At 44.2% G+C, this 26,157-nt stretch carries 24 protein-coding genes and 1 riboswitch; of the genes, 4 read left to right on the forward strand and 20 right to left on the reverse strand.

Going from position 1 to position 26,157, the window contains the following annotated elements; all coding sequences use genetic code 11:
* Positions 1-15: 15 nt before the first annotated feature.
* Complete coding sequence (locus tag WCV65_RS14765) at positions 16-624, reverse strand: succinate dehydrogenase cytochrome b558 subunit (RefSeq protein WP_035410837.1); 609 nt, start codon at positions 622-624, stop codon at positions 16-18.
* 572 nt (positions 625-1,196) lie between these two features.
* On the opposite strand from WCV65_RS14765, the gene WCV65_RS14770 reads away from it, so the two are divergent.
* Positions 1,197-1,652, forward strand: coding sequence for a YslB family protein (locus WCV65_RS14770; protein ID WP_338777490.1), 456 nt, complete (start codon positions 1,197-1,199; stop codon positions 1,650-1,652).
* Between the two features lie 38 nt (positions 1,653-1,690).
* On the opposite strand, the gene WCV65_RS14775 is transcribed toward WCV65_RS14770, so the two are convergent.
* Together WCV65_RS14775 and uvrC are read right to left on the reverse strand one after the other, a co-directional pair.
* Positions 1,691-2,923, reverse strand: coding sequence for an aspartate kinase (locus tag WCV65_RS14775; protein WP_035410844.1), 1,233 nt, complete (start codon positions 2,921-2,923; stop codon positions 1,691-1,693).
* A gap of 116 nt (positions 2,924-3,039) precedes the next feature.
* Positions 3,040-3,215, reverse strand: a riboswitch (Lysine riboswitch).
* A 65-nt stretch (positions 3,216-3,280) separates the two neighbouring features.
* Positions 3,281-5,053 carry an excinuclease ABC subunit UvrC gene (gene uvrC / locus WCV65_RS14780; RefSeq protein ID WP_338777492.1) on the reverse strand — a complete coding sequence of 591 codons (1,773 nt, stop codon included), beginning with the start codon at positions 5,051-5,053 and terminating at the stop codon, positions 3,281-3,283.
* 99 nt (positions 5,054-5,152) lie between these two features.
* Here uvrC and WCV65_RS14785 point away from each other — a divergent pair, with 99 nt between their 5' ends.
* A complete protein-coding gene (locus WCV65_RS14785; RefSeq protein WP_338777493.1) occupies positions 5,153-5,662 on the forward strand; it encodes a hypothetical protein in 510 nt (169 codons plus the stop codon).
* Positions 5,663-6,019: 357 nt separating this feature from the next.
* Here the strand turns inward: WCV65_RS14785 and trxA are convergent, their stop codons facing one another.
* From trxA to zapA, 12 genes are all read right to left on the reverse strand, one after another.
* Positions 6,020-6,334: a thioredoxin gene (trxA, locus tag WCV65_RS14790; RefSeq protein WP_035410850.1), complete on the reverse strand. Its 315-nt coding sequence runs from the start codon at positions 6,332-6,334 to the stop codon at positions 6,020-6,022.
* A gap of 351 nt (positions 6,335-6,685) precedes the next feature.
* A complete protein-coding gene (locus tag WCV65_RS14795; RefSeq protein WP_338777495.1) occupies positions 6,686-7,663 on the reverse strand; it encodes an electron transfer flavoprotein subunit alpha/FixB family protein in 978 nt (325 codons plus the stop codon).
* 66 nt (positions 7,664-7,729) lie between these two features.
* Complete coding sequence (locus WCV65_RS14800; protein ID WP_338777496.1) at positions 7,730-8,503, reverse strand: electron transfer flavoprotein subunit beta/FixA family protein; 774 nt, start codon at positions 8,501-8,503, stop codon at positions 7,730-7,732.
* Positions 8,504-8,586: 83 nt separating this feature from the next.
* Positions 8,587-9,360: an enoyl-CoA hydratase gene (locus tag WCV65_RS14805; RefSeq protein ID WP_338777497.1), complete on the reverse strand. Its 774-nt coding sequence runs from the start codon at positions 9,358-9,360 to the stop codon at positions 8,587-8,589.
* A 22-nt stretch (positions 9,361-9,382) separates the two neighbouring features.
* Complete coding sequence (locus WCV65_RS14810) at positions 9,383-9,970, reverse strand: TetR/AcrR family transcriptional regulator (protein WP_035410861.1); 588 nt, start codon at positions 9,968-9,970, stop codon at positions 9,383-9,385.
* A gap of 137 nt (positions 9,971-10,107) precedes the next feature.
* Positions 10,108-11,796: an AMP-binding protein gene (locus WCV65_RS14815; RefSeq protein WP_338777500.1), complete on the reverse strand. Its 1,689-nt coding sequence runs from the start codon at positions 11,794-11,796 to the stop codon at positions 10,108-10,110.
* 132 nt (positions 11,797-11,928) lie between these two features.
* Positions 11,929-12,429 (reverse strand): DinB family protein, encoded by a 501-nt coding sequence (locus tag WCV65_RS14820; RefSeq protein WP_338777502.1) that lies wholly within the window; start codon positions 12,427-12,429, stop codon positions 11,929-11,931.
* Positions 12,430-12,645: 216 nt separating this feature from the next.
* A complete protein-coding gene (locus WCV65_RS14825) occupies positions 12,646-13,050 on the reverse strand; it encodes a DUF350 domain-containing protein (RefSeq protein WP_035410870.1) in 405 nt (134 codons plus the stop codon).
* A gap of 18 nt (positions 13,051-13,068) precedes the next feature.
* A complete protein-coding gene (locus WCV65_RS14830; RefSeq protein ID WP_338777505.1) occupies positions 13,069-15,435 on the reverse strand; it encodes an endonuclease MutS2 in 2,367 nt (788 codons plus the stop codon).
* Between the two features lie 20 nt (positions 15,436-15,455).
* A complete protein-coding gene (gene polX / locus WCV65_RS14835; RefSeq protein ID WP_338777507.1) occupies positions 15,456-17,177 on the reverse strand; it encodes a DNA polymerase/3'-5' exonuclease PolX in 1,722 nt (573 codons plus the stop codon).
* A gap of 58 nt (positions 17,178-17,235) precedes the next feature.
* Positions 17,236-17,781, reverse strand: a complete 546-nt coding sequence (locus WCV65_RS14840) for a CvpA family protein (protein WP_338777509.1) — start codon at positions 17,779-17,781, stop codon at positions 17,236-17,238.
* 8 nt (positions 17,782-17,789) lie between these two features.
* Complete coding sequence (gene zapA, locus WCV65_RS14845; RefSeq protein ID WP_035410884.1) at positions 17,790-18,047, reverse strand: cell division protein ZapA; 258 nt, start codon at positions 18,045-18,047, stop codon at positions 17,790-17,792.
* Between the two features lie 123 nt (positions 18,048-18,170).
* Between zapA and rnhC the strand changes: the two genes are divergently transcribed.
* Entirely contained in the window at positions 18,171-19,109 is a 939-nt protein-coding gene (gene rnhC, locus WCV65_RS14850; RefSeq protein WP_338777511.1) for a ribonuclease HIII, read from the forward strand.
* Between the two features lie 41 nt (positions 19,110-19,150).
* On the opposite strand, the gene WCV65_RS14855 is transcribed toward rnhC, so the two are convergent.
* The 4 genes from WCV65_RS14855 to WCV65_RS14870 all read right to left on the reverse strand — a co-directional run bounded on the left by WCV65_RS14855 (position 19,151) and on the right by WCV65_RS14870 (position 24,372).
* Complete coding sequence (locus WCV65_RS14855; protein WP_338782312.1) at positions 19,151-19,663, reverse strand: GNAT family N-acetyltransferase; 513 nt, start codon at positions 19,661-19,663, stop codon at positions 19,151-19,153.
* Positions 19,664-19,794: 131 nt separating this feature from the next.
* Complete coding sequence (gene pheT, locus WCV65_RS14860) at positions 19,795-22,209, reverse strand: phenylalanine--tRNA ligase subunit beta (protein WP_338777513.1); 2,415 nt, start codon at positions 22,207-22,209, stop codon at positions 19,795-19,797.
* Between the two features lie 14 nt (positions 22,210-22,223).
* Positions 22,224-23,258, reverse strand: coding sequence for a phenylalanine--tRNA ligase subunit alpha (gene pheS, locus WCV65_RS14865; RefSeq protein WP_035410896.1), 1,035 nt, complete (start codon positions 23,256-23,258; stop codon positions 22,224-22,226).
* A gap of 361 nt (positions 23,259-23,619) precedes the next feature.
* A complete protein-coding gene (locus tag WCV65_RS14870; protein WP_338777518.1) occupies positions 23,620-24,372 on the reverse strand; it encodes an RNA methyltransferase in 753 nt (250 codons plus the stop codon).
* Between the two features lie 114 nt (positions 24,373-24,486).
* Between WCV65_RS14870 and sspI the strand changes: the two genes are divergently transcribed.
* Positions 24,487-24,696 (forward strand): small acid-soluble spore protein SspI, encoded by a 210-nt coding sequence (gene sspI / locus WCV65_RS14875; protein ID WP_035410902.1) that lies wholly within the window; start codon positions 24,487-24,489, stop codon positions 24,694-24,696.
* A 333-nt stretch (positions 24,697-25,029) separates the two neighbouring features.
* On the opposite strand, the gene WCV65_RS14880 is transcribed toward sspI, so the two are convergent.
* On the reverse strand, positions 25,030-26,115 hold the full coding sequence (locus WCV65_RS14880; RefSeq protein ID WP_338777521.1) for a M42 family metallopeptidase: 1,086 nt from the start codon (positions 26,113-26,115) through the stop codon (positions 25,030-25,032).
* Between the last annotated feature and the right edge of the window lie 42 nt (positions 26,116-26,157).

The following is a 26,157-nucleotide window of genomic DNA, read 5'->3' on the forward strand; positions in this document are numbered from 1 at the left end:
ATTGACGTCTCCTCATTAAATAAAAGCAAAGATGGAACTAACACCTACATAAGCTAAAGCCGCGAATACAGCCAGTGTTACATACGTAGAAATTAGCTGGGAACGCGGAGTAACCGTAATTCCCCAAGTAACACAGAATGACCAAAGCCCGTTTGCAAAATGGAAAACCGTTGAAACAACACCAATTACGTAAAAAGCGACCATCAGCGGGTTGCTTAAAATATTTTCCATCATGGAAAAGTTAACGGATGCGCCAAATGCCGCAGCAATTCTTGTTTCCCATACATGCCAGCAAACGAACACAAATGTAATGACGCCGGATACACGCTGAAGCACAAACATCCAGTTTCTGAAGTAGCCATATCGGGTAGCATTGTTTTTTGCCGTAAAAGCAATATAAACACCATAAATAGCATGGAATAATAGCGGCAGGAAAATGATTACCGTCTCAAGCACAATCCTGAATGGAAGGCTTTCCATAAAATGAGCAGCATCATTAAATGCTTGTTCTCCCCTAGTAGCAAAGTTGTTAACCACAAGATGCTGAATCAGGAAGATTCCTACAGGAATAACCCCCAGCAGCGAGTGCAGTCTGCGCAGCGCAAACTCCTTATTTCCAGCCATAAATCCTTTACCCCCTAATCAAAGTTCGTTCTAATTTTTTATCGGGTTTCTCTTATCCCCATTTTTCAGCCCGGAACACGAGAGGATTAGTTACTGGCAAGCTATTAAAATAGCATTTTACCCCAAAATATTTCCTGAAATCGCTGGCTTTTCCTTCACCTGCAAGATCAGGAAGCAAGTATCTCAATCTGGCATTGAGCAGTTGGAAACTTTTAACTAATCGCTGTTCCACCTTAATAATAACTGATAAAATGTGACAAATTCATTTTACTCCTAACATTATAGAGCGTCAAGAAAACGTGTTCATAAATTATAATTTTCGGAATTGTTATGGATTTTTACAAAATTAATTTTATTAATATATTGAAATACAGAAAAAAATATGTATATAAACTTTTGGTCCTTGCTGTAAAATTGTCATCCAAACTTAAAATGGCTATAAAACAAGAGTGTTTCTTAGCTTATAGACGAGAACTCTCCATTGATGCACGCTGCTCTGCTAATCTTCCTTTTATTTCATGTTAATCCCCCCCTCTCTGATATATAATGGGCTTAGAAAGAGGGGAAAGAATATGAAAAGTATCCGTAATCAGGTAGAGGCTGGAGCATTTGAGGATTTGAGCGTCCCTGCTTTTGGCCATGAGCTGCTTCGTGAAATCCTGCTTCCCGAAATCCTCGGACAGGAGTATCAGTCCATGCTTTATTGGGCTGGCAGAAAGCTTGCCAGGCATTACCCGCTGGAAGCTGTAGAAGAACTTCCTCAGTTTTTTACACAAGCAGGCTGGGGAACCTTATCTCTCGTACATAAGAAACAGGGTGAAATGGAATTTGAATTATCATCAGACATCATTCAGCTGCGCTTTCAATCGAAAAAGGAGCCATCCTTTCAGCTGGAAGCCGGATTTATTGCAGAACAGGTGCAAACAATCGGCAAGCATGCCGCTGAAAGCTTTGAGCAGGTGAAACGCCGGGCCGGAAAAGTAATTCTGACTGTAAAATGGGATAAAAAAGACATGATTACTGAGTAAGCAAAAAACAGGCAAACCCTCGGGTGCCTGTTTTTTCATTATCTTACGGGTGCTTTTTGGCCAGACAGTTCGAATGCTTCATGCAGCGCTTCTACTGCACGGACCATATCCTCCTGTTCAACTACAGTTGACACCTTTATTTCAGAAGTACTAACCATCTTTACCTGAATGCCTTCTTTTGCCAGAACAGAGAACATTCCTGCTGCCACACCTGGATTGGAAACCATTCCAGAGCCAACAATGGAAACCTTCGAAAGACCTTTTTCAGACTCAATTTTTTTAAATTTTATTTTGCCTTTATGCGTTTCAAGCACGTCAATCGTTTCTTCAAGATCGTTTGTTTTAACGGAGAAAGAAATAGACGCATTCTCTTTATCTGTCACACTCTGAATAATGATATCTACATTCACGCCATTCTCTGCAAGTGTAGTGAAAATGGTAGAAAGCGTACTTAAGTCATTCGGAAGACCGCATACTGATACTCTCGTAACCTGATCCTCAAATGCAATCCCTTTAACAATTAAATTTTCTTCCAACGTACTTTCCTCCTCGATTAGCGTTCCGCGTTCATCATGCATACTGGAACGCACTTCTAATGCAACTTGATAATTTTTTGCAAATTCAACTGCTCTCGGATGAAGAACACCAGCTCCAAGATTAGCAAGCTCAAGCATCTCATCATAGGAAATCCCTGCAAGCTTCCTCGCTCCCTGAATGTAGCGCGGATCTGTTGTGTATACACCGGTTACGTCTGTATAGATATCGCACTTATCTGCTTTAAGAGCGGCAGCCAGTGCAACTGCAGTTGTATCCGAGCCTCCGCGTCCGAGTGTTGTAATTTCTCCGTTCTCATCTTTCCCCTGAAAGCCGGCAGCAACCACAATTCTCCCGTGAGCGAGATCATTTGAGATCCGATCATCCTCAATATTTGTAATTCTGGCATTCCCATGACGGGATTCGGTTAAAATGCCCGCCTGTCCGCCTGTATAGGAAACCGCTTCATACCCTCTTTCCTGAAGAGCCATTGTTAATAGCGAAATCGTGACCTGCTCGCCGGTTGTCAGCAGCATATCCATTTCTCTCTTGCTTGGTTTCGACGTAATTTCTCCTGCCAGTGAAACGAGCTGATCCGTTGTTTTTCCCATTGCCGACACCACTACCACGATGTCATGACCGTTCTCCTTTTCCTGAATCACCCTGTTTGCAACATTCAAAATTCTTTCTACAGATCCCACGGATGTTCCGCCGAATTTTTGCACGATCAGTCCCACGCGTTATCGCTCCTTTGGTCAAAGTAAATCGCAAGTTCAAACGTTAGAGGCCAAAATAAAAAGCAATGAGACAGACATCTCATTGCTTGCATAAACGAAAAAATTCTTCATTCATACAATGAGATAGCTCTCCAAGATTAATCTTGACAGCCCTGCATTTATTCAATGCAAAACCAGAAGAAACAGCAATGGCACCCTTTCTTCTTCGGCGACGCTCCCCTTTCAGCATAAGTAAACGGAAACCATTTTCCTGTTTATGCTTACTATTGAAGTTCGCACCTCTATCGTCATTTAACGAACTAAACGACCGTATTAAATTAGTTTGTATTGTAGCAAAGGTTTCAGGAAAGCACAAGCTTATTCTTTTAATTTTTCATAGATTAGCTCTGCGGTTGCATAAGGTACTCCCGCTTCCTTGATCTGATCAACAGTAGCTTCCTTCATTTTTTTAACGGATCCAAAATGCTTAAGCAGCATCTTCCTCCGCTTTTCCCCAATGCCTGGAATCTCATCCAAGATAGATTGGATTGCATTTTTCCCTCGCACTTGCCGATGAAAGGTGATCGCAAATCGGTGAACCTCATCCTGAATTCGCTGAAGCAGGTAAAATTCCTGTGAATTCCGTTCCAGCTGAATCAGTTCAAGAGGATCTCCAAGCATGAGATTGGACGTGCGATGCTTGTCATCCTTTACAAGACCGGCAACGGGAATTTCCAGCGCCAGTTCATTTTCAAGCACATCCTTAGCTGCAGAAATCTGGCCCTTACCCCCATCAATTACGATCAGGTCCGGCAGCGGCAGATTTTCCTTTAATGCACGGGTATACCTTCTCCTTACTACCTCTCTCATCGACTCATAATCATCCGGACCTGTTACAGTGCGGATTTTATATTTCCTGTACTCCTTTTTCGCCGGTTTTCCATCGATAAAAACGATCATCGCAGAAACAGGATCAGAGCCTTGGATGTTGGAGTTATCAAAAGCTTCAATCCGGATCGGCACAGCAATCCCGAGCTTCTCCCCTAAATTTTCAATCGCCTTAATCGTCCGCTCTTCATCCCGTTCAATAAGAGAGAACTTTTCCCCAAGAGCAATTTTGGCATTTTTATGGGCAAGCATCAGTAAATCCTTCTTCGCTCCACGCTTAGGCTGCAGAGCACGAATATTCAAAAGCTGCTCAGCCATAGCTGCATCTGCGCTATCGGGAATCATGATTTCTTTCGGAAGAAAATGACTGCTCTGCTGATAAAATTGCCCAAGGAAAGTTAAAAATTCTTCATCCGGTTCATTATAAATAGGAAACATTGAAACATCCCGTTCAATCAGTTTCCCCTGACGCACGAAAAATACCTGAACACACATCCAGCCTTTATCATACGCATATGCAAATACATCCCTGTCTACGAAGTCGGTCATCGACATCTTTTGCTTCTCCATCGTAGCTTCAATGTGAACAATTTGATCTCTGTATTCCTTTGCCCTTTCAAAATCCATCGCTTCGGATGCTTTGTACATTTTATCAGTTAAATCCGTTTTAATTTCTTCGTAGCCGCCATTTAGAAAACGGCTGATGTCATCGACCATTTTCCGGTTCGTCTCAGCGGTAACATCATAGACGCATGGTGCCAGACACTGCCCCATGTGATAGTAAAGACAAACCCGGTCAGGCATACTGTTGCATTTCCGGAGCGGATACAGCCGGTCAAGCAGCTTTTTCGTTTCCCTTGCTGCCTGCACATTCGGATACGGCCCAAAGTATTTCCCCTTATCCTTTTTAATTTTCCTCGTAACAATCAGGCGCGGGTGCCGTTCTCCCGTAATTTTAATAAAAGGAAAGGATTTATCATCCTTCAGCATCACATTATATTTAGGATCGTATTTCTTAATTAAATTCATTTCCAGAATCAGCGCTTCTATATTCGAGGACGTTACGATGTATTCAAAGTCCTCAATTTCATTAACCAGCCTCTGCGTCTTCCCATCATGAGAACCGCTGAAGTAAGATCGGACGCGGTTTTTTAAAACCTTCGCTTTACCGACATAAATAATGGTTCCCTGCCTGTCTTTCATTAAATAACAGCCTGGCTGATCGGGAAGGAGGGCTAATTTTTCTCTGATTTTATCTCTCATCTAACCACTTCCATCCAGTCATTTGCCTTTTATTGTACGATAAATGCACGAAAATTACTAAGAATAGCCTTCTATAACCTGTACGTCCGGTCAACATTTTTGGTCGATCCATTTATTCTGGCCGTTCGCTATACTTTATTAGCCGTTCTTGTCTATATTCTGGCCGTTGATCCTGGTTTTCTGGCCGTTCTCACGCCTTATCTGGCCGATCGATTTATTCTGTCCGTCCGCTATACTTTATTAGCCGTTCGCGTATGGATTCTGACCGTTGATCCGGGTTTTCTGGCCGTTCTCACACCGTTTCTGGCCAATCGAGTTATTCTGTCCGTCCGCTATACTTTATTAGCCGTTCGCTTATGGATTCTGGCCGTTGATCCGGGTTTTCTGGCCGTTCTTACACCGTTTCTGGCCGATCGAGTTATTCTGTCCGTCCGCTATACTTTATTAGCCGTTCACGTATGGATTCTGGCCGTTGATCCGGGTTTTCTGGCCGTTCTCATACCGTTTCTGGCCGATCGAGTTATTCTGTCCGTCCGTACCCTTTATCAGCCGTTCGAGTCTCGATTCTGGCCGATCGAGTTATTCTGGCCGTCAGCTATACTTTATTAGCCGTTCGTGTCTCGATTCTTGCCGTACATCCGGGTATTTTGGCCGTTCTTACACCGTTTCTGGCCGATCGAGTTATTCTGTCCGTCCGCTATACTTTATTAGCTGTTCGCGTATGGATTCTGGCCGTTGATCCGGGTTTTCTGGCTGTTCTCACACCGTTTCTGGCCAATCGATTTATTCTGTCCGTCCGCTACCCTTTATCAACCGTTCGAGTCTCGATTCTGGCCGTTCCATTTATTCTGCCCAGTATATCCGATTTTTTGGGCAGCTGGGCTTGGATTATAAATCCCCCGCCGTTTTACGCCCGGCCAATTTTAAACATAAAAAAATCAGCCCCGGAAGAGGGCTGATTTTTCATTATGCGTGTTTGCTTAGCAATTCGGCTAGAGCTTCTTTCGGCTGGTAGCCAACCGCTTTGTCTACAACTTCGCCGTTTTTGAAAACAAGCAGTGTAGGAATACTCATTACGCCGTATTTGCCAGCTGTTTCTTGATTTTCATCAACGTCAAGTTTGACGATTTTTACTTTGTCACCCATGTCTTGATCCAGTTCTTCAAGTACTGGGGCGATCATTTTGCAAGGTCCGCACCAAGGTGCCCAGAAATCTGCAAGAACGACGCCTTCTCCAGTTTCAGCAGAAAAGTTTTGATCCGTTACGTGTGAAATAGCCATCTTGTATTCCTCCTAAAATCTTAAAGAATATGCACTTAGTATAGCACCTAACCTTTGAGTGTGCTAAGAATTTGCCTCGATGTCATTATTCCCATTTAAATATGGAAAAACACAAAAGTCTGATTAGCTTTGTAAAGCTCAGTTAAACAGGCTGTTGATTTCCGCTGCAGCCGTTTGCTCCAATCAACAGGTGTTAAAAAACAACATCATGCTTTTACATAGCCTATAGTAAAGGCCGTTTTCGTTTTAATGGGCGTTTTCTCAAAACCATTCTATTACAGGAATAGGGTCATTTCCTTAAAAAATCCCCCCGGAATCATCCGAGGGAATTTCATAATATTTCGTTTATGATTAAGAATGAACCTTCAATTTTTTAAACTCTTCCGTCAGCATCGGAATGACTTCGAATAGGTCTCCTACGATGCCGTAGTCAGCCACTTTAAAGATGTTCGCTTCCGGATCCTTGTTAACGGCGACAATCACTTTAGAGTTGGACATTCCGGCTAAATGCTGAATGGCCCCGGATATTCCGCAAGCGATGTACAGATCAGGTGTAACCACTTTTCCTGTCTGGCCGATTTGAAGGGAATAATCACAGTAATCTGCATCACATGCACCGCGGGATGCTCCTACTGCTCCGCCTAAAACGTCAGCAAGCTCTTTAAGAGGGTTAAATCCATCCGTGCTTTTCACGCCTCTTCCTCCAGCGACAATCACTTTCGCCTCGGAAAGATCTACTCCTTCTGTTGCTTTACGGATGACATCTTTCACAATTGTACGCAAGTCTTTAATTTCAGCTGTTACGGAACGAACCTCTCCGCTTCTGGACTCATCCTTTTCAAGCGGTGCAATGTTATTAGGACGAATGGAAGCAAAAATGATTCCTTCTGTTACGATTACTTTTTCGAAGGCCTTACCGGAGTAAATCGGACGGGTGAAGACGATATTGCCTCCTGCTTCTTCTACACCTGTAGCATCAGATACTAATCCTAAGTTTAGTTTAGCAGCAATTTTAGGAGATAAGTCCTTTCCTAAAGCCGTATGGCCAAACACCATTCCTTCTGGTTTTTCTTCCTCCACAACAGCCATAAGAGCTTGTGAATAGCCGTCAGGTGTATAAGCAGCAAGCTTTTCATCTTCTACGGTTACAACGCGGTCTGCTCCATATTGAATCATTTCTTCCGCAAGAGCGGAAACCTGGTCGCCAATTAAAACGGCTACAATTTCTCCGCCCTCCGAAACAACTTTACCCGCTGCGATTGCTTCAAATGAAACATTTCGCAGTGATTGATCCCGAACTTCTCCCAATACAAGAACTTTTCTTGCCATCATTATTTCCCCCTATTTCTCCGGATTCCCGAACATGCTATAGCCAACAAGCGTTTGATACAGTGATTATACGACTTTTGCTTCGTTTCTTAACAGGCTGACAAGCTCTTTTACCTGTGCATCCAATTCTCCCTGAAGGATTTTCCCAGCTTCCTTCTTGGCAGGCATATAAATTTCAATGGTTTTTGTTTTTGGCTCTACATCGTCTTCTTCAAGATCCAGGTCATCCAGTTCAAGCTCATCCAGCGGCTTTTTCTTCGCTTTCATGATTCCCGGCAATGAAGGATAGCGTGGTTCATTCAGTCCTTGCTGCGCTGTAATAAGAAGCGGAAGGGAGGTTTCGATAATTTCCGAATCTCCTTCAACGTCTCTAGTGACTGTTGCTTTGCGGCCTTGGATTTCAAGTTTTGTGATTGTCGTAACGTAAGGAATATCCAGAAGCTCTGCAAGGCGCGGCCCAACCTGACCAGACCCGCCGTCGATCGCAACGTTTCCGCCAAGGATCAAGTCTGCATCTTTATCCTTTAAAAACTCAGAAAGGATTTTTGCAGATGTAAACTGATCGCCGTCTTCCAGGTCATCTTCCGTATTGACTAAAACTGCTTTATCGCAGCCCATTGCAAGAGCGGTGCGCAATTCTTTTTCTGCTTCTTCGCCGCCGATTGTGACAACAGTCACTTCTCCGCCTTCAGCATCCCTGATCTGAATGGCTTCTTCAATCGCATATTCATCATAAGGATTGATGATAAATTCGGCTCCATCCTCTTGAATTCTTCCGCTGCTGATGGAAATTTTCTCTTCCGTATCAAACGTGCGCTTCATGATTACAAAAATATTCATTTCTCCATCCCCCTGTTTCGCATATCATTCCGTTTTATTTGTATACGCTTCCATTATATAGCCGGGGAATTCCCCCCGTCCAACTATTCCCCTTTAAATTGAGGAGTGCGTTTCTCAAGAAAAGCCTGAATTCCTTCTTTTGCATCCTGTTTATCAAAAACTTCTCCAAAAAGAACGGCTTCTCTTTCCATTCCTCTGTGGAAGTCTGCTGACTTTCCAAAGCTTAGAAGCTCAAGGACCGCTTTGATTGTATTCGGACTTTTAGAAGCCATTTTTAAAGCGAGCTGTTTTGCTTCATGAAGAAGTATTTCATCCGGAACCGCATTGGTTGCAAGTCCAAGCTTCGCTGCTTCCGCCCCGCTGATCGGTTCGCTTGTCGCCATCAATTCCAGTGCTTTTGCCTGGCCAATGTAGCGCGGCAGACGCTGTGTACCGCCAAAACCAGGCACCAGCCCAAGCTGCAGCTCCGGCAGACCAAGCTTAGCATTTTCTGTCACTAAACGAATATGGCAGGACATTGCAAGTTCAAGGCCGCCTCCCAATGCTGCTCCATGAATGGCTGCAATGACCGGCTTGCTGAAGCTTTCTATTCTTTCAAACAGCTGCTGGCCCTTTGCTGCAAGCTTTGAAAATTCGGCTCCAGACGCAACAGTGGTGAATTCTTTAATATCAGCTCCTGCAGAGAAAAATTTCCCTTCGCCGTACAGCAATATGACACGGATGGAAGGATCGTGTTCCGCTTCTTCTATGAATCCTGCTAATTCCTCAAGAACGTAGGAACCTAATGCATTTGCAGGGGGATTATCAATTTTAACCGAAGCTACAAATTGTTCTTTTTGAATCGTTAAGTATCCCACTGTTCACCCTCCTGAAAATGGTTTATTGACTGTTCCCAAAGCCGCGGACAATCATATGATGAACCTGTCCGGCCAGAGCCACCAGGTCATACTTTTCTTCATTCATTACCCATGTGGTGACAATTTCATCAATTGTACCGAAAATCATTTGCCTTGCAAGGCGCAGGTTCAGGTCTTCCCTGAATTCACCGGTGTCGATCCCTGTTTGAATAATAGAATCCAATACATTCAAGTATCCCTTAAGCACTTCATTAATCCTGAGCCTGAGATCTTTATTGGATTGTCTCAATTCAAGCTGCGTGACGATTGCAAGATGATGATCATCTGAAAGGAGAGAAAAATGCTTTTCAATCAGAACGTAAAGCTTATCTGCAGCTTTCGTTCTTCCGGAAGTTTCTCCTTCAATCTTTTCAATAAAGAGCCCCATTTTCTCCTGGAACAATGAAACGAGGATATCTTCTTTATTTTTGAAGTATAAATAGATGGTTCCATCTGCTACACCGGCTTGCTTGGCAATCTTTGAAACCTGTGCCTGATGGTATCCATTCTCAGCAATTACAATAACTGCCGCATCAATAATCTGTTTGTATTTCGGTTTGTTTTGTTTCACTGGACTACCTTCCTTTTTGAAATGAATGAATCATCATTCATATTTTCATAATAGTAAATTGGCCAGGATGTGTCAAGCGAAAACCACTATTTTAAAAAGGGGAAATTTCCTGATGGGAGAAATCCCCCCTGCCTGCGTTAATTGGCGTTTTTCAGCTTTTCCTTTTCTTCATCTATAAGTGCTCTTCTTAAAATTTTCCCAACGGCAGTCTTAGGGAGCTCACTTCTGAATTCGTAAATTCTCGGAACCTTGTAGGCCGCCAAATGCTGTCGGGCAAAAACATTCAGTTCTTCCTCCGAGATTTTCACGCCTTCCTTAGGGACCACATATGCTTTCACGGTTTCCCCTCTGTAAGGATCCGGCACCCCGGCGACCACTACTTCCTGTATTTTATCATATTCATAGAGAATTTCTTCAACCTCACGCGGATAAATATTGTATCCTCCGGCAATGATCATATCCTTCTTGCGGTCAACTACATAAAAATACCCTTCTTCATCCATGTACCCGATATCACCTGTAAACAGCCAGCCATCCTTCATTACAGCCTCTGTTTCCTCCGGTTTCCCCCAATAGCCCTTCATAACCTGAGGACCGCGGACGATCAATTCCCCTTTTTCACCCGGCTCGGCCTGGCTTCCTGTTTCCTGGGATAAAATCATAGCGTCAGTATTCGGCCAAGGTACACCGATGCTGCCTTTCTTTCTTCTTCCCCATAGAAAGTTGGAATGGGTAACAGGAGATGCTTCTGACAGGCCATATCCTTCCACAAGCTTGCCTCCGGTTTCCTTTTCGAACCTTTCCTGTATTTCTACAGGAAGGGGAGCCGAACCGCTAATGCAGCTCTGTACAGAGGATAAATCGTATTTTTTCAGATCAGGATGATTAAGCAGGGCAATATAGATGGTAGGTGCTCCAGGGAATAATGTAGGCTTTTCCTTATGAATGGTTTTCAATGTATCCCCTGCATCAAATTTAGGAAGGAGAATCATCGTATAACCCTCTGTAACGGAAAGGTGCATAACGGCCGTCATCCCATACACGTGGAAAAATGGAAGCAGCCCGAGTACCTTTTCTTCTCCGCGGCGGCAATTGTACATCCAGGCCGAGCACATTACGGTATTCGCTGCTATATTTTTATGGGTAAGCATAACCCCTTTCGGAAAACCGGTCGTTCCTCCTGTATATTGAAGCAGCGCGATATCTTCAACTGGATCCGTCTCAACCTTTGAGAACACAGCTTGAGATTCTTTTATAATCTTAGAAAATAAATGCGTTGTTCCTCCATGGGAAACATCTACCTTAACTTTTGACTGTTTGCGCTGAACAATCGGATACAAAAGATTTTTCGGAAATGGCAGATAGTCTTGAATCTTTGTGACAATGACATGTTTTAATTTTGTTAACGCTTTCACTTTAGACACTCTCGGGAAAAGCAAATCCAGCGTTATGATGTATTCCGCCCCGCTATCGTTCAGCTGGTATTCAATTTCCCGTTCGGTATAGAGCGGATTCGTGGAGACGACCACTCCCCCTGCCATCAGTACACCGTAATAAGAAATGACCCCCTGAGGACAATTAGGCAGCATGATCGCTGCACGGTCGCCCTTTTGCAGCCCAAGACCTTGTAGATATCCTGCTAATTTTTTGGCTTCATTCAGCAATACGGAGTAAGTGAGTGTTTTCCCAAGGAAATTAATCGCCTTTTTTTCCGGAAACTCCCCTGCCGTTTCTTCTAAATAGGTTTGAAGCGTTTTGGGCTCAAAGCTTAACGCCGGCGGAATTTCCGCGGGATACTGATCGAGCCATGGTCTGATTAAATCCATATCTATTACCCCCCTTATGACTTTCGGCTTACGCCTTTATTATAACAGTATATTCAGACTTTTAAATAAATTATCTGAACCGCCTAATTGCTCTTTCCTAAGTAAGGGGGCTGGAATTGAAATAGGATGTTTTTAAAGCCGCGGCTGAATGCCCATCTCCATCCAATCTTCTTTTGCGGGCCCATAAATCCATGCCGGCTTTAATCCCGCCTGGCGCATAAGAACGGTCGCTTGTCCGCGATGATGAACAATGTGTTTAATCAGCCCCATCAGAATCGAAGCATTTGATTCTTGTCTTCCAAAGGCTTTCTGCACTTGTCTGAGTGTTTCATCCTTCCATTGTTCCTGAATGACTCTAGCTGCCTCAGCACTTACATCCTTGAAGGCTGCTGCTATTTCCTGTGCAGACGATGGCACATTTTCCTCAGTTCCGATACGGTCAATCTCCAGTCCGAACTCGGCTAAATAATCTGGAATATTCACCGTGAAGTGCCAGACAATGCTTCCTAATGTACGCCCTTCCGGATACACTTGCTGTTTCAATGAATCATCTGTCAAACCATCCATTAGCTTTTGAGTTAATCCTGCTTCCTTTTTCCATTCAGCAATAAAATCTGCAACGGTTATATACATTCACTGCTCCTCCTTGCATTTTTAAATCTCTTCATCTCCATTATAGAACACTCGTTTGTTTCATTCCATCTCCTGAAGAATTAAAAAAAGGACTCTCGTATGAGAATCCTTTTCCAATCGGATTAAGTCCAAAAAAATAGATAAAGCAAACCAATTACTAAAAACAATCCGCAAACAGCCATCAGCACTTTTGCTAAAGTCTCCATTTCATACCCCTTAAATGTTTGATCCAATGACGTAGGATAGCCCCACTGAGATGACCATTGAAATGAATCCTACTGCACGGTTGTCTTTTTCAATTTCTTCATCAATCCGGAATTTTGGTGTTAAAAACTCATAAATAAAATAACCGAGCAGCAATAGAAAGAAGCCGTAGCAGCCCCAGCCAATCATCTCAAAAAGCGAGTTATGCTGTTCAATGGAAAAACGAAAGATATTGGCGATCCCGAAAATTTTTCCGCCGGTTGTCATGGCCACTGCAAGGTTTCCCTTTTGAATTTCGTCCCAATTTTTATATTTGGTTACAAGTTCAAAGATACTCATGAACACGACCATACATAAAACAACAACACTGTAATAGGCAGCAGTCTGGACCAGTTCATTTTCCCAGAAAGGATTCATCTGGCTGTTTACCTCCCCTTATTTGAGCTCAACGATGGTGACACCGCTGCCGCCTTCTCCGGCCTCTCCGAACCGTGTATTTTTCACACTGCGATGGTTTTTCAGGAGTTCCTGTACTCCTTTGCGCAATGCTCCGGTTCCTTTGCCGTGGATAATGGATACCCTCGGATAGCCGGCCAGTACCGCATCATCCAGATATTTTTCTACTCTCGAAATTGCATTTTCAAAACGCTCTCCCCTTAAATCAAGTTCAAGGGAAACATGATAATCTTTCCCTTTTACTGTTGCTAGCGGTTTTTCAACAACAGGCTTCGGCCTGCTCATATATTGAAGATCGGATTCTTTCACTTTCATTTTTAAAATTCCGATTTGAACATGCCATTCCTTGTTGCCTGATTGCTCAAGCAGAATTCCTTTTTGCCCGAAGCTGATTACCTTCACTTCATCACCAGGTTTAAGAGAATGATCTTCCTTCGCTTTTTCCTGCTTCTTTTGAGGCGAGGATTTCGCAAAGACAGGCTGAGCTTCCTCCAGGCGTTTTTTGGCGTGGATCAGCTCATGCTCCTTTATCGATCCATATTGTTCCTTTTGAAGCTTGCGCAGATGACGGATAATTTCTTCCGCTTCCTTTTTTGCTTCATCCAGCTTTTCTGCCGCCTTTTGTTCTGCTTCCACGAACAGTCTGTCGCGCTGCTCATTAAACTCCAGAATTTGCTTTTGGAGCTCTTTATGAAGATCTTCAGCATCTTTGCGGAATTGTTCTGCTTCTGCTGTTTCTGCTTCCGCCTCTTTTTTGCTTTCTTCAAGTGAAGCAATCATCGTATCGACTTCATTGCTTTCTGCATTCATATTCGACTTAGCATAGTCGATGACATGCTCGGACAGACCTAGTCTTCTTGAAATTTCAAAGGCGTTGCTTCGGCCTGGTACTCCGATCAGCAAGCGATAGGTCGGGCTCAATGTCTCAACATCAAACTCAACGCTCGCATTTACGACACCTTCCCGGTTGTAGCCATACGCTTTTAACTCTGGGTAGTGAGTTGTAGCGACTACAGTTGATCCCCTGCCGTATACTTCATCCAGGATGGAAATCGCAAGAGCTGCCCCTTCCTGCGGATCTGTACCCGCTCCAAGTTCATCAAAAAGGACGAGACTCTTTTCATCCGCTTTTTTCAAGATGTCTACGATGTTTACCATGTGGGAGGAGAAGGTACTCAAGCTTTGTTCAATGGATTGCTCGTCGCCTATATCTGCATAGACAGAATCGAAAACAGCCATCTCTGATCCATCGGCAGCCGGAACCTGCAAACCTGATTGAGCCATCAATGTGCAAAGGCCAATCGTCTTGAGGGTAACAGTTTTCCCTCCTGTATTCGGTCCGGTAATAACGATTGTTGAATACGAGTCTCCGAGTACAATATCATTGGCAACAACTTCATCTGAAGATAATAGCGGATGGCGGGCTTTTATCATTTTGATATAGCCTCTGTCATTCATAAGCGGGCGAGAAGCTTTAATTGCTTTTGCATACCTCGCTTTTGTAAACATAAAGTCCAGGTCGGCCAATACTTCTACATTGGAAAGAATAAGATCTGCTTCAACAGCTATCGCCTCTGACAGCTCCCGCAAAATCCGTTCAATCTCCTGCTTTTCTTTTACCTTTGCCTGCTGAAGAGAATTATTGATGTCAACAATCGCTTGCGGTTCAATAAACAGAGTCGCTCCTGATGATGACTGGTCATGGACAATTCCACCGTATGATGAACGGTATTCCTGCTTAACGGGAATAACAAACCGGTCATTTCTAATGGTAATAATGGCATCTGAAAGCATTTTTTGCGCCGCAGAGGAACGAATCATGGATTCAAGCTTTTGACGGACGCGGGATTCAAGCGTTCTCAGCTGCTGGCGGAGCGAGCGAAGCAAATCACTCGCATGATCCAGGATATCTCCATTATCATCCACGCACTGATTGATTTTTTTCTCAAGCTCTGACAGGGGCTCAATAAGACGGGCCTTTTCCTCTGAATAAGGAATGGTCAGGATTTCATCTTCAGCAAGCTCTAAAATAAATTGCTTCATTTGTCTCCCTGCATAAAGAACGCCTGCTGTGCTCATACATTCATGCGCACTGAGCACTCCCCCTATTTTTGCCCGTTTGAGACTTGCTCTTATATCGGTCAGGCCGCCAAATGGAGCATGACCTCTCACTCTTAATATATCAGCTGCTTCAAACGTTTCCTGCTGCCGCTTCTCCGCTTCATTGAGGTCCCTTGTCGGCAGCAGAGCCTCGGCTCTTTCTTTACCCAGTGATGAGGCAGCATGATTCGTCAGCTGCTGCCTGATTTTATGAAATTCTAAAACACGCAATCCTTTTTCCTGCAACTTGCAGACCTCCCAAATCTTCAGGAATCATGTCTGTTCAGAAATTGTTTAAGCTGATCCAGTTCCCAAGTATTTAAGACATTTTCCCCTTTTACATTTCCTTTTATCGCGGTTGAAATGCCAATTGGCATATGTTCCAGCATGTCCAGGCTGTGTGCGTCCGTATTGATGACGAGCTTCACACCAGCCTCCTGAGCCTTTTTCAAATGTTCCGCACTTAAATCCAGTCTGTTTGGATTAGCGTTTAACTCGAGTGCTGTATCCGTCTCTTTTGCGAGCTGAATCAGCATATCGATATCCACATCATATCCATCCCTTCTGCCGATCAGCCGGCCGGTGGGATGGGCAATGATATCAACATGGCGGCTTGTTAAAGCAGTTTTAAGCCTTTCCATAATCTTTTCTCTTGGCTGTGAGAAGCTTGAATGAATGGACGCAATGACAATGTCCAGCTCCTGCAGCATCTCATCATCGTAATCCAGTGTCCCGTCAGGCAGAATATCCATTTCCACTCCAGCGAGAATGGTAAAATCATTAAATTTCTCATTGAGGCGGTCAATTTCTTTTCGCTGCTCTCTCAGTCTTTCGGGTGTCAGACCGTTTGCCACTTTTAAATACTGGGAATGATCGGTTATCGCCATATACTTGTAGCCTTTTGCGCGGCACGCATTGGCCATTTCTTCTATTGTAAAGGCACCATCACTGTATGTGGAGTGCATGTGAAGGTCAGCAAGGATCTGATCGTTTGAGACTAGCTCATCCACATTGACCCGCTCCTCCACTTCTTTCCCGTCCTCTCTCAGTTCGGGTGGTATAAATGGTAAACCGAAGCGCGCAAAAAATTCAGCCTCATCTTTAAAGGTCTCAATATGGCCGGTTTCTAAATCCTCTACGCCATATTCACTGATTTTCTTCCCCTGCTCTTTGGCAAGCTGGCGCATGCGGACATTATGATCCTTCGATCCGGTAAAATGGTGCAGGGTTGATGCAAATTCCTCATCCTTTACAATCCGGAAATCTGCACTGACGGCAAAATCATACATGAGTTCTACCGAAACCTTCGTATCGCCGCCTGCAATCACATCCCCTTTGTGCGGGATTTTCATAAGGTAGTCCCTGACCTTTTCAGGTTCAGAAGCTGAAATGATAAAATCGAGATCTTTCACGGTTTCAGCCATTCTTCTGATAGATCCAGCTTTAGAATACCTGATGATATCAGGGCATTCAGCTAAATAGGCTTCAATATCGCTTGCAATTGGAAGCATAAAAGCAAGAGGCAGACGTTCCGGTCTCTTTCCTATATCTTCAACTGCAGCAAGTATTTTTTCTTCTGTTTTTATGCCAAATCCGGCCAGTCCTTGTATTTTATGCTCAATGCAGGCTTTTTTCAACGATTCAACACCGTCAACGCCTAATTCCTTATACAGCTTGGCAATTTTTTTCCCGCCAAGTCCAGGAAGCTTTAATAAAGGGATTAAGCCCTCAGGAACTTCTTTTTTCAGTTCGGCCAAAGCCTCAGACTCTCCTGTTTGCAAAAATTCCTGTATGACTGCTGCCGTTCCTTTACCAATTCCCTGCAGCTTCGTGAAATCCTCAATGGAGCTTAAGCTTCTTTCATCCTGCTCCAGTGCATTGGCTGCTTTTCGAAAAGCTGAAATTTTAAATGGGTTTTCTCCTTTAAGTTCCATATAAATAGCAATCGTTTCAAGAAGCTTAATGACGTCTTTTTTATGTATACCCACACAGCATCACCTCTTCATTTATCGTAAACATGGGAAAAAACCCCTCGTCATGAGAAGTTTAAGACTTGCCGGTATATTGAATCCACAGTTCATTCACCTTATCGGAAAAGTATGGTGTATGATGTACAATTGTATTCGATAATGCAGAATTCTTCATAGCATTCTGAACATTTTCCATTGGAAGAAGACCTCCGATGAAAAGAAGGATAAACACGATGAGATAAACCTCTGCAAAACCAAGTATAGCCCCGCCCCAGCGGTTAAGCTGCTTGATAACCGGAAGCATAGCTATGAAATCGAGCATGGATCCAATGATTTGCGTAACAATTTTTGTACCGAAAAATAAGATAGCAAACGCTATTGCACGGTAATAGGCTTCCTCCAGCTGTCCCCCAGTAAAAAATGAGATGGCAGCCTGTCCTTCTCCCATTGATGGATAAGGAATCCATAATTCGAGTTTAGGAGCTAAATCATCATAATATAAATATGCTACAATGTAAGCAATGATAAATCCGGTAAGATGGACAAGCTGCATAATAAAGCCGCGCCTCAAACCGGTAAGTATTCCAAATAGCAGTAAGACTGCCAGGATCAGATCAAGCATACTTTCATTCAATCCTTTTCTGAAAGCTTTCTTTCCAGAAGCTCGCATTCTTCTTTTAATTTTAAGTATTCGTGTACGACATTCACCGCTGTCAAAACGGCCAATTTGTTAATATCAAGAGAAGGGTTATGACTGTTCATTTCGCGCATTTTGTCGTCTACAATGGATGCGACAAGGCGCATATGGCTTGTGCTTTCCGTTCCTATGATGGAATATTGCTGACCATATATATCAACATTCGTTTTAGTCTTTGAACGATTCGACAACGTACATCCTCCATTCCTCGGAATCCTAATCTTTATCATAACACGTTTATTTCCAATATGGGAAGCAGTGTGGAGCATGATCCGGGCGAAAATCCGTAATTTACCAAGGAAGGAAGAATCCTTTTGTCCCATTCCGTCATTCAGGCAAATCAAGAGCTGCTCATGAAAGCAGCAAATTACTACAAAAGCAGCGCGGCTGCAAAGACTCCCCCAGGTGCCGTTTTTTCAGCAAAAATAGAGGGCTGCACCATTACAGGCTACAAGTCAGGCAAGATTCTTTTTCAGGGCAAGCATGCCGAAACCGAGGCTCAGCGCTGGGGCTCAGCACCAGCGGAATCCAAACCGAAATCTGCTGCCAAAACCGTTAACGGCTTTGCTCCGCCTCCAAATATCGCATCCCTCTCTGCTATTGGTTCTGACGAGGTTGGAACAGGCGACTTTTTTGGTCCAATTACCGTTGTCGCTGCATATGTAAGCAAAGAAAATATCCCGCTCATTAAAGAAATGGGAGCTCGTGATTCCAAAGGTCTTAAGGATCCACAAATTATTGAAATTGCGAAAAACCTCATTCATGCGGTTCCATACAGTTTGCTCGTTTTGAAAAATGAAAAATACAACGAGCTTCAGAAAAAGGGCATGACTCAGGGAAAAATGAAGGCATGGCTGCATAACCAGGCAATCCGGCATTTGCTTGACAAAATCCATCCCGAAGAGCCTGAAGCAATCCTGATTGATCAGTTTGTGGATCCAAATATTTATTACAGCCACCTGAAAGGCCAGACCTTTTCAAAGAAAAACACTTATTTCAGTACAAAGGCGGAAGGAATTCACCTTGCCGTAGCTGCCGCTTCCATTATTGCCCGCTACTCCTTTGTAAAAGAGTTCGACAAGCTTTCAAAGAAAGCGGGGATGACTCTTCCAAAAGGTGCCGGCAAGCAAGTGGATGAAGCAGCAGCAAAATTGATTTTAAAAAATGGGGAACAGGATCTTGGCCAATATACGAAGTCACACTTTGCCAATACCGAGAAAGCCCTTGCGATTGCAAGCCGCAAACGCCATTAACTGAATGTTTCCGTGTCCGCCCGCCTTCCCGGCGGGTTTTTTTATGCCTCGACGAGCTGTTTGTAATAAATGACCGTGGAGTGGAGGCTTCCGTCCGCAGATTTTGCATAAGCGGGGATTATTCCCGCAGCCGTATATCCCATTGAGACATACAAATTGTTTGACGGAGCACCTTCTCTTGTATCAAGTACAAGGAGACTCCTTTGCTCATCCCTCGCTCGCTGCTCTGCTTTTTCCATCAGGAGACGCGCAATCCCTCTTTTTCGAAAATCCGGATGAGTCATCAGCTTTGCAATTTCTGCCCGGTGCTGGCCATTTTGTTTAAGGGAAAGATGCAGCTGGACACTTCCGGCAATTACTCCGTTTATCTCAACGGTAAATAGAATCACCCCTTCTGAAGGCAGGCTTTTCCAATATTCAGCTGCCGCTCCCAGTGGCATAGGCGGCATAAATCCAACAGCCGAGCCTTCTTCTACCACGAGCTTTAATAGATTTGAAAGTCCGTCCATATGATGGTCTTCTATATTGATTTCCTTTGCTATCCGTTCGTTTATACTCATGTTAATCCCCTTCCGGATGATCAAGTTGGCTTGATTGTAAGAGATAACAGCAGATTTGTCACTGTTTTTATTGAACGAAGCCTTTACATAAGAAAACCGCCTTCAAAAAGAAGGCGGCATCTCCATCATCCTCTTAACGCTGCTCCGAATTTCTCCGATACCGCATTTAGAACTTTTTCATGTGCTTTAGTTACTTCTTCATCTGTAAGCGTCCGTTCAGGATCCAGGTACAGGATGGAGAACGCAACGGACTTTTTCCCTTCTTCCATCCGGTCGCCTTCATATAAATCAAAGATTACAGCTTCTTTCAGAAGGGTACCGCCTGCTGCTTTTATGACAGACAGCATCTCTCCTGCTGCCACTTCCTTGTCTACAACTAACGCTATATCGCGTGTAATAGAAGGGTATCTAGGAATAACTGTGTATTGAATTTCACCGATTTCCTGTTCCATCAGGTCTTCAAGCATCAGCTCAAATACATAGGTTTCAGAAAGGTCCATTTCTTTCTGAATCGTGGGATGAAGCTGCCCTACAGCTCCTGCAAGTACACCGTTGATATACAATTCAGCAGTGCGTCCCGGATGAAGTCCGTCTCTTGCTGCCGCCTTGTACTCAACCTGCTCTGACAGTCCAAGCTCAGAGAATAAGCCATCAAGAATTCCTTTTACTACGAAGAAATCAAGAGGTTTCTTTTCTCCCTGCCATTGATGCTGCTCCCAAAGGCCTGTAATTGCTCCAGCCAGGTGCTCTTTTTCCACAGGCTGCTCATCCTTGCCCTTTGTAAGGAAAACAGAACCTGTTTCATAGACGGCTGCCTGATCCATTTGCCGGGATAAATTATGATTCAGCACTTCGAGCAAATGCGGAAGCAGGCTTTGCCTTAGAACGCTGCGGTCCTCGCTCATTGGAAGGGAAAGACGCGTCATTTCCGTTTCCTTCAAGGCAAACTGAACCGCTTTTTCCTTACTGGTTAAAGAGTAGGTGATCGCCTGCAGTAGACCTGCACCCTCAAGGTATTGGCGCACCTTTCTCCGTTTCGCCTGATACTCGGTCAATTTTCCGGGAGTTGAACGGAATAGCGGCAGAGTGGAAGGGATGTTATCATAGCCGTAAAGCCGGGCAACTTCTTCTACGATATCCTCTTCAAGCGTAATATCACCGCGTCTCGTCGGAACGGTTACACTAAGCTTATCTCCTTGCGTTTCAACAGCAAAACCAAGCCTTAGCAGAATGGATTTAATTTCCTCTTCAGAAATGCTCATTCCCAGAACGGAGTTGATTTTTTCTTCGGAGATAAAAATGGTTTTAGGCTCTGGGGCGTGATGCTTCACTTCCGCAAATCCTTCTGCTGCTTCTCCGCCTGCATATTGCACCAAGAGCTGAACGGCACGTCGTGCAGCATCAATTACTCGTTCAGGTGCTACCCCTTTTTCAAAGCGTGCACTTGCTTCACTGCGAAGTCCGTGGTCCTTTGAAGCTCTGCGAACCGTTTGTCCGTCAAAATAAGCGGACTCAAGGAGGACGTTTACCGTATCTTCTTTCACTTCTGAATCCGCACCGCCCATAACCCCTGCAAGAGCTACCGGAACTTTGCCATTCGTTATGACAAGCTGATCTTCTTTTAATTCTCGTTCCTTATCATCGAGAGTCAGCAATTTTTCGCCTGTTTGTGCCATTCGAATGACTACTTCTTTTGAACCAAAACGGTCATAATCGAAAGCATGAAGCGGCTGGCCGTATTCAATCAGGACATAGTTCGTGATATCAACGACGTTATTGTGCGGACGAATTCCAGCTGCCATCAAACGGGTTTGCATCCATAGCGGAGATGGAGCTATCGTGACATTACGCACAATTGCGGCAGTATAGTGAGGATTTTCCTGCTTCGCCTCAATGTTGACTGAAATATAATCAGAGGTTTTTTCTCCCTCTGTTTCATAAGATATCTCAGGTAACTTCACTTCGCGGTTTAGGATGGCTGCTACTTCATACGCCACTCCAAGCATGCTCAAGGCATCAGAACGGTTTGGAGTCAGACCTAATTCCAGAACTTCATCATCGAGGTTCAGCTGCTGGAGTGCATCTGCTCCCGGCTGAACATCCCCCGGAAATACAAAAATGCCTTCTGCATATTCTTTAGGAACAAGCTTGCCTTCAATTCCAAGCTCCTGCAGGGAACAAATCATCCCGTTCGATTCTTCACCGCGAAGCTTCGCCTTTTTAATCTTAAAATTACCCGGCAAAACTGCACCGACTGTAGCGACCGCTACTTTTTGGCCTTTATCAACATTTGGAGCTCCGCAAATGATTTGAACAGGTTCATCCTGGCCGATATCCACTAAGCATTTATTTAATTTATCTGCATTCGGATGCTGCTCTCTTTCAAGGACGTGTCCAACGACAACCCCACTGATTCCTTGATTCAGTACCTCGACACCCTCAACCTCAATTCCGCTGCGGGTAATTTTTTCCGCGAGTTCCTCTGCAGTAATCCCGCTTAAGTCCACGTAGTCCTTAAGCCATTTATAGGAAACGAACATGTATATCCCTCCTGTTACGCTCTTTTGAATTGTTTAAGAAAACGAAGATCATTTGTATAAAAATGGCGGATATCATCGATGCCGTACTTCAGCATCGCAATGCGCTCTGGCCCCATGCCGAAAGCAAACCCCTGATATTTTTTTGAATCGAATCCTGCCATTTCAAGCACGTTCGGGTGAACCATTCCTGCTCCAAGAATCTCAATCCAGCCAGTTTTTTTGCAGACGCTGCATCCTTTTCCTCCGCAATTAAAACAGGAGACATCCACTTCTACTGAAGGCTCTGTAAACGGGAAGAAGCTTGGACGGAGACGAATTTCGCGGTCATCGCCGAACATCTTTTTCGCAAATACTTCAAGCGTTCCTTTCAAATCGCTCATGCTGACCTTTTCATCAATGACAAGACCTTCGATTTGAGTGAACTGATGGGAGTGTGTCGCATCATCATCGTCACGGCGGTAAACTTTACCCGGACAAATAATTTTCACAGGACCTTTTCCCGCATACTTCTTCATCGTTCTTGCCTGAACAGGAGAAGTGTGGGTACGAAGCAAAATTTCATCTGTAATGTAAAAAGAATCCTGCATATCGCGCGCCGGATGACCTTTTGGGAGGTTCAAGGCTTCAAAGTTGAAGTAATCAATTTCCACTTCAGGTCCTTCCTCAATGGAGTAGCCCATTCCAAGAAACAGATCTTCTATTTCTTCTACAACTGCTGTGATCGGATGACGGTTGCCTGTTTTGACCGGACGTCCTGGAAGAGTGACGTCAATTGTTTCGGCAGCAAGCTTCTTCTCTACCTCCGCTTTTTCCAGACGGTCTTGCTTTTCGGTAATCTTTGTGGCAATAGCTTCGCGGACTTCATTCGCCAGCGCTCCCATTTTCGGGCGTTCTTCAGCAGAAAGCTTTCCCATCCCTCTTAACGCTTCTGTAATCGGCCCTTTTTTCCCGAGGTAGGCAACACGGATGTCGTTTAAGCTTTTCAAACCATCTGCCTCTTCAATCTTTTGAAGTGCTTCTTGCTGCAATTGTTTTAATTGCTCCTGCATGGAAATCCTCCTTTTATACGGCTGTTTGGAAAATAAAAAAACCCCGCCCCTGGTAAAGGGGCGAGGTTTGAATTCGCGGTACCACCCTTGTTCAAGACTTTTGCGGATCGCAAAAAAGTCTGTCGCTTTGGAACGGATAACGGTTATTAACCGGGGCACCTTTACGTATGTACACGGTCCTGGTGCCGGCTACGGAGGTGAATTCATTTGCGGCAGCCAAAAAAATGCTTCCAGTCTAAGGCATTTTCTCCCTTATTGGCTGATCCATGCAAACTACTGCTCTCCATCAACGCCGATTCTACTATTTTATTTTACAACCTGAATAGCTTTATTATAGTGAAAACAAGTCTGATTCGCAACCTTATCCGCGTAAATGGTACAGAAGAATACCGGCTGCAATGGCGACATTTAAAGATTCTGCATGGCCATGAATCGGAATGTACAGATTTTGATCGGTCCCGGCAAGATGTTCAGCGGATACCCCTTTCCCTTCATTTCCGAGCATTAACGCAAAAGCGGGCTGAGATTCCACTTCTTTAAAAGGCAATGCATTCTCTAATGCTGTACCGTAAACAGGAATGGATTGGCTTTTAAGGGTTTCTATCCAGTCACGAATATTGCCTCTTACAACAGGGATGTGAAAAATAGATCCCTGACTTGAGCGAAGGGTTTTTGCATTGTAGGCATCAACCGTGCCTTCTCCGAGGATTATCCCGTCCATTCCTGCCGCATCTGCTGTACGGATAATCGTCCCAAGATTTCCGGGGTCTTGTACGGCATCAAGAAGCAGTACTCTTTTCCACTGCTGTTCATCCTTATATTCATGATGTCGGTACACGGCAAATACTCCTTGAGACGTCTCGGTTTCAGCCAGCGCTTTTAGGATAGCCTCCGTTACTAAATACAGGTCCACTCCATTTAAATTCCAGTTTTTTGGAATATTCGTGTTTTCACCTAAAATGATTTCAGATATCTGCTGCTTATTCTTTAAAGCCTCTTCCACAAGATGATAGCCTTCCACGAGAAAGGTCCCGCTCTTCTCGCGTTCTTTTCTTGTATGTAATTTACGCCATTGTTTCACTTTAGGGTTTTGGGCGGATTCAATTCTTTTCAAGGTTCAAACTCCTTTATCCAATGCTCCCTCCATTATATCCTTTCTTCTGTACATAATAAAATTGAAATTAGCAGATGCTACGGTCAGATGTTATTTAATAAGGAGGAATTAGCGATGAACTTAAATTTGCGCAATGCCGTACTGCATAATGTAACAGGCAATTCCCAGGATGAACTTGAGCATACAATTGTCGATGCCATCCAAAGCGGAGAAGAAAAAATGCTACCGGGACTGGGCGTTTTGTTCGAAGTGATCTGGCAGCATGCCGATAACACGGAAAAACAGGAAATGCTTGAAACACTTGAAAATGGCTTAAAGAAGTAAGAAAGTGGCGTCCAGATATTCAGTTTTAGTCAGTTTTCTAAGCACTTTTCGCATTTTAAAGGCAGATTGGTTTTGGCCAATTTCCGCTGCAGGATGCTGAAGCGGGGCGGACGGTGAGCCTCCGCGGCGCAAGCGCCTGTGGGGTCTCACCTGTCCCGCTGCTCCCGCAGGAGTCGCGCACCTTCCGCTCCAATCAGCCTATACAATAATTGTTCAAAAATACTATGTAAAAACCAAAACCCCCTGGATGCTTACACAAAGCGTTCAGGGGGTTTTGATTAATCATTTCCTCATTGCAGGGCTTATTAGACAGCCCTTTTCATTGCTTCCATATTAATCAAACGTAATGGAATCAACCGTGCTTCGGTCAAGACGCTTAATAACTTCCACAAGCAATTTCACCGTGTTTTCGTAATCGTCACGGTGAAGCATGGCAGCATGGGAGTGAATGTAGCGGGTTGCAATGGTAATGGATAAAGCAGGTACACCATTCGCTGTCACGTGGATTGCTCCTGAGTCCGTTCCGCCGCCTGCAAGAGAATCATATTGATAAGGGATTCCGCATTCATCAGCAGTGTCTGTTACCAATTCACGAAGGCCTTTGTGGGAAACCATGGATGCATCATAAAGAATGATTTGAGGCCCATCTCCCATTTTGCCTAGCGCTTCTTTCTCTGTAACACCGGGAGTATCACCCGCAATTCCGACATCAAGCGCAAATGCGATATCCGGTTTAATAAGCTGAGCCGATGTTTTGGCGCCGCGAAGTCCTACTTCTTCCTGCACAGTTCCTACACCGTATACGATATTCGGATGCTGCACTTCTTTCAGCTGCTTCAGGACATCAATGGCGATTGCGCATCCAATGCGGTTGTCCCAAGCCTTTGCAAGAAGCATCTTTTCATTTTTCATTACCGTAAATTCAAAATAAGGAACAATCTGGTCTCCTGGACGGATTCCAAATTCCACTGCTTCTTCTTTGCTTGAAGCACCGATATCCACAAACATATCTTTAATATCAACCGGTTTCTTGCGTACTTCTGGAGGCAGAATATGAGGCGGTTTTGAACCGATAATTCCCGTCACATCTCCTTTTCGCGTTATGATGGTAACACGCTGTGCAAGCATAACCTGTCCCCACCATCCGCCTACCGGCTGAAAGCGCAGAAATCCTTTATCATCAATGCTCGTTACCATAAATCCAACTTCATCCAAATGTCCGGCAAGCATAATTTTCGGACCATTTTCATCTCCGGTCTTCTTTGCGATTAAACTTCCGAGACCGTCTGTTACCACTTCATCAGCATATGGAGCTATGTATTTCTTCATGACTTCCCGCGGTTCGCGTTCATTTCCGGGAATACCTCTTGCGTCCGTTAAGTCTTTCAGCATTTGCAAAGCTTCATCCAATTGCGCCATTGTACTGCCCCCTTTAAATAATCGTTCATCCCTATTATACTC

This window comes from Metabacillus sp. FJAT-52054, assembly GCF_037201815.1.
Lineage (GTDB): Bacteria > Bacillota > Bacilli > Bacillales > Bacillaceae > Metabacillus_B > Metabacillus_B sediminis.

Bases quoted from the DNA above. Each gene is read 5' to 3' on its own strand.
- WCV65_RS14765 (WP_035410837.1), bottom strand. From the start codon at position 624: ATGGCTGGAAATAAGGAGTTTGCGCTGCGCAGACTGCACTCGCTGCTG.
- uvrC (WP_338777492.1), bottom strand. From the start codon at position 5,053: ATGAGAGATAAAATCAGAGAAAAATTAGCCCTCCTTCCCGATCAGCCA.
- WCV65_RS14825 (WP_035410870.1), bottom strand. From the start codon at position 13,050: ATGAATCCTTTCTGGGAAAATGAACTGGTCCAGACTGCTGCCTATTAC.
- WCV65_RS14815 (WP_338777500.1), bottom strand. From the start codon at position 11,796: ATGGATTTAATCAGACCATGGCTCGATCAGTATCCCGCGGAAATTCCG.
- pheS (WP_035410896.1), bottom strand. From the start codon at position 23,258: ATGCAGGAGCAATTAAAACAATTGCAGCAAGAAGCACTTCAAAAGATT.
- WCV65_RS14840 (WP_338777509.1), bottom strand. From the start codon at position 17,781: ATGCTTGATCTGATCCTGGCAGTCTTACTGCTATTTGGAATACTTACC.
- WCV65_RS14800 (WP_338777496.1), bottom strand. From the start codon at position 8,503: ATGAATATTTTTGTAATCATGAAGCGCACGTTTGATACGGAAGAGAAA.
- sspI (WP_035410902.1), top strand. From the start codon at position 24,487: ATGAACTTAAATTTGCGCAATGCCGTACTGCATAATGTAACAGGCAAT.
- WCV65_RS14770 (WP_338777490.1), top strand. From the start codon at position 1,197: ATGAAAAGTATCCGTAATCAGGTAGAGGCTGGAGCATTTGAGGATTTG.
- trxA (WP_035410850.1), bottom strand. From the start codon at position 6,334: ATGGCTATTTCACACGTAACGGATCAAAACTTTTCTGCTGAAACTGGA.
- pheT (WP_338777513.1), bottom strand. From the start codon at position 22,209: ATGTTCGTTTCCTATAAATGGCTTAAGGACTACGTGGACTTAAGCGGG.
- WCV65_RS14880 (WP_338777521.1), bottom strand. From the start codon at position 26,115: ATGGCGCAATTGGATGAAGCTTTGCAAATGCTGAAAGACTTAACGGAC.
- WCV65_RS14820 (WP_338777502.1), bottom strand. From the start codon at position 12,429: ATGTATATAACCGTTGCAGATTTTATTGCTGAATGGAAAAAGGAAGCA.
- WCV65_RS14795 (WP_338777495.1), bottom strand. From the start codon at position 7,663: ATGGCAAGAAAAGTTCTTGTATTGGGAGAAGTTCGGGATCAATCACTG.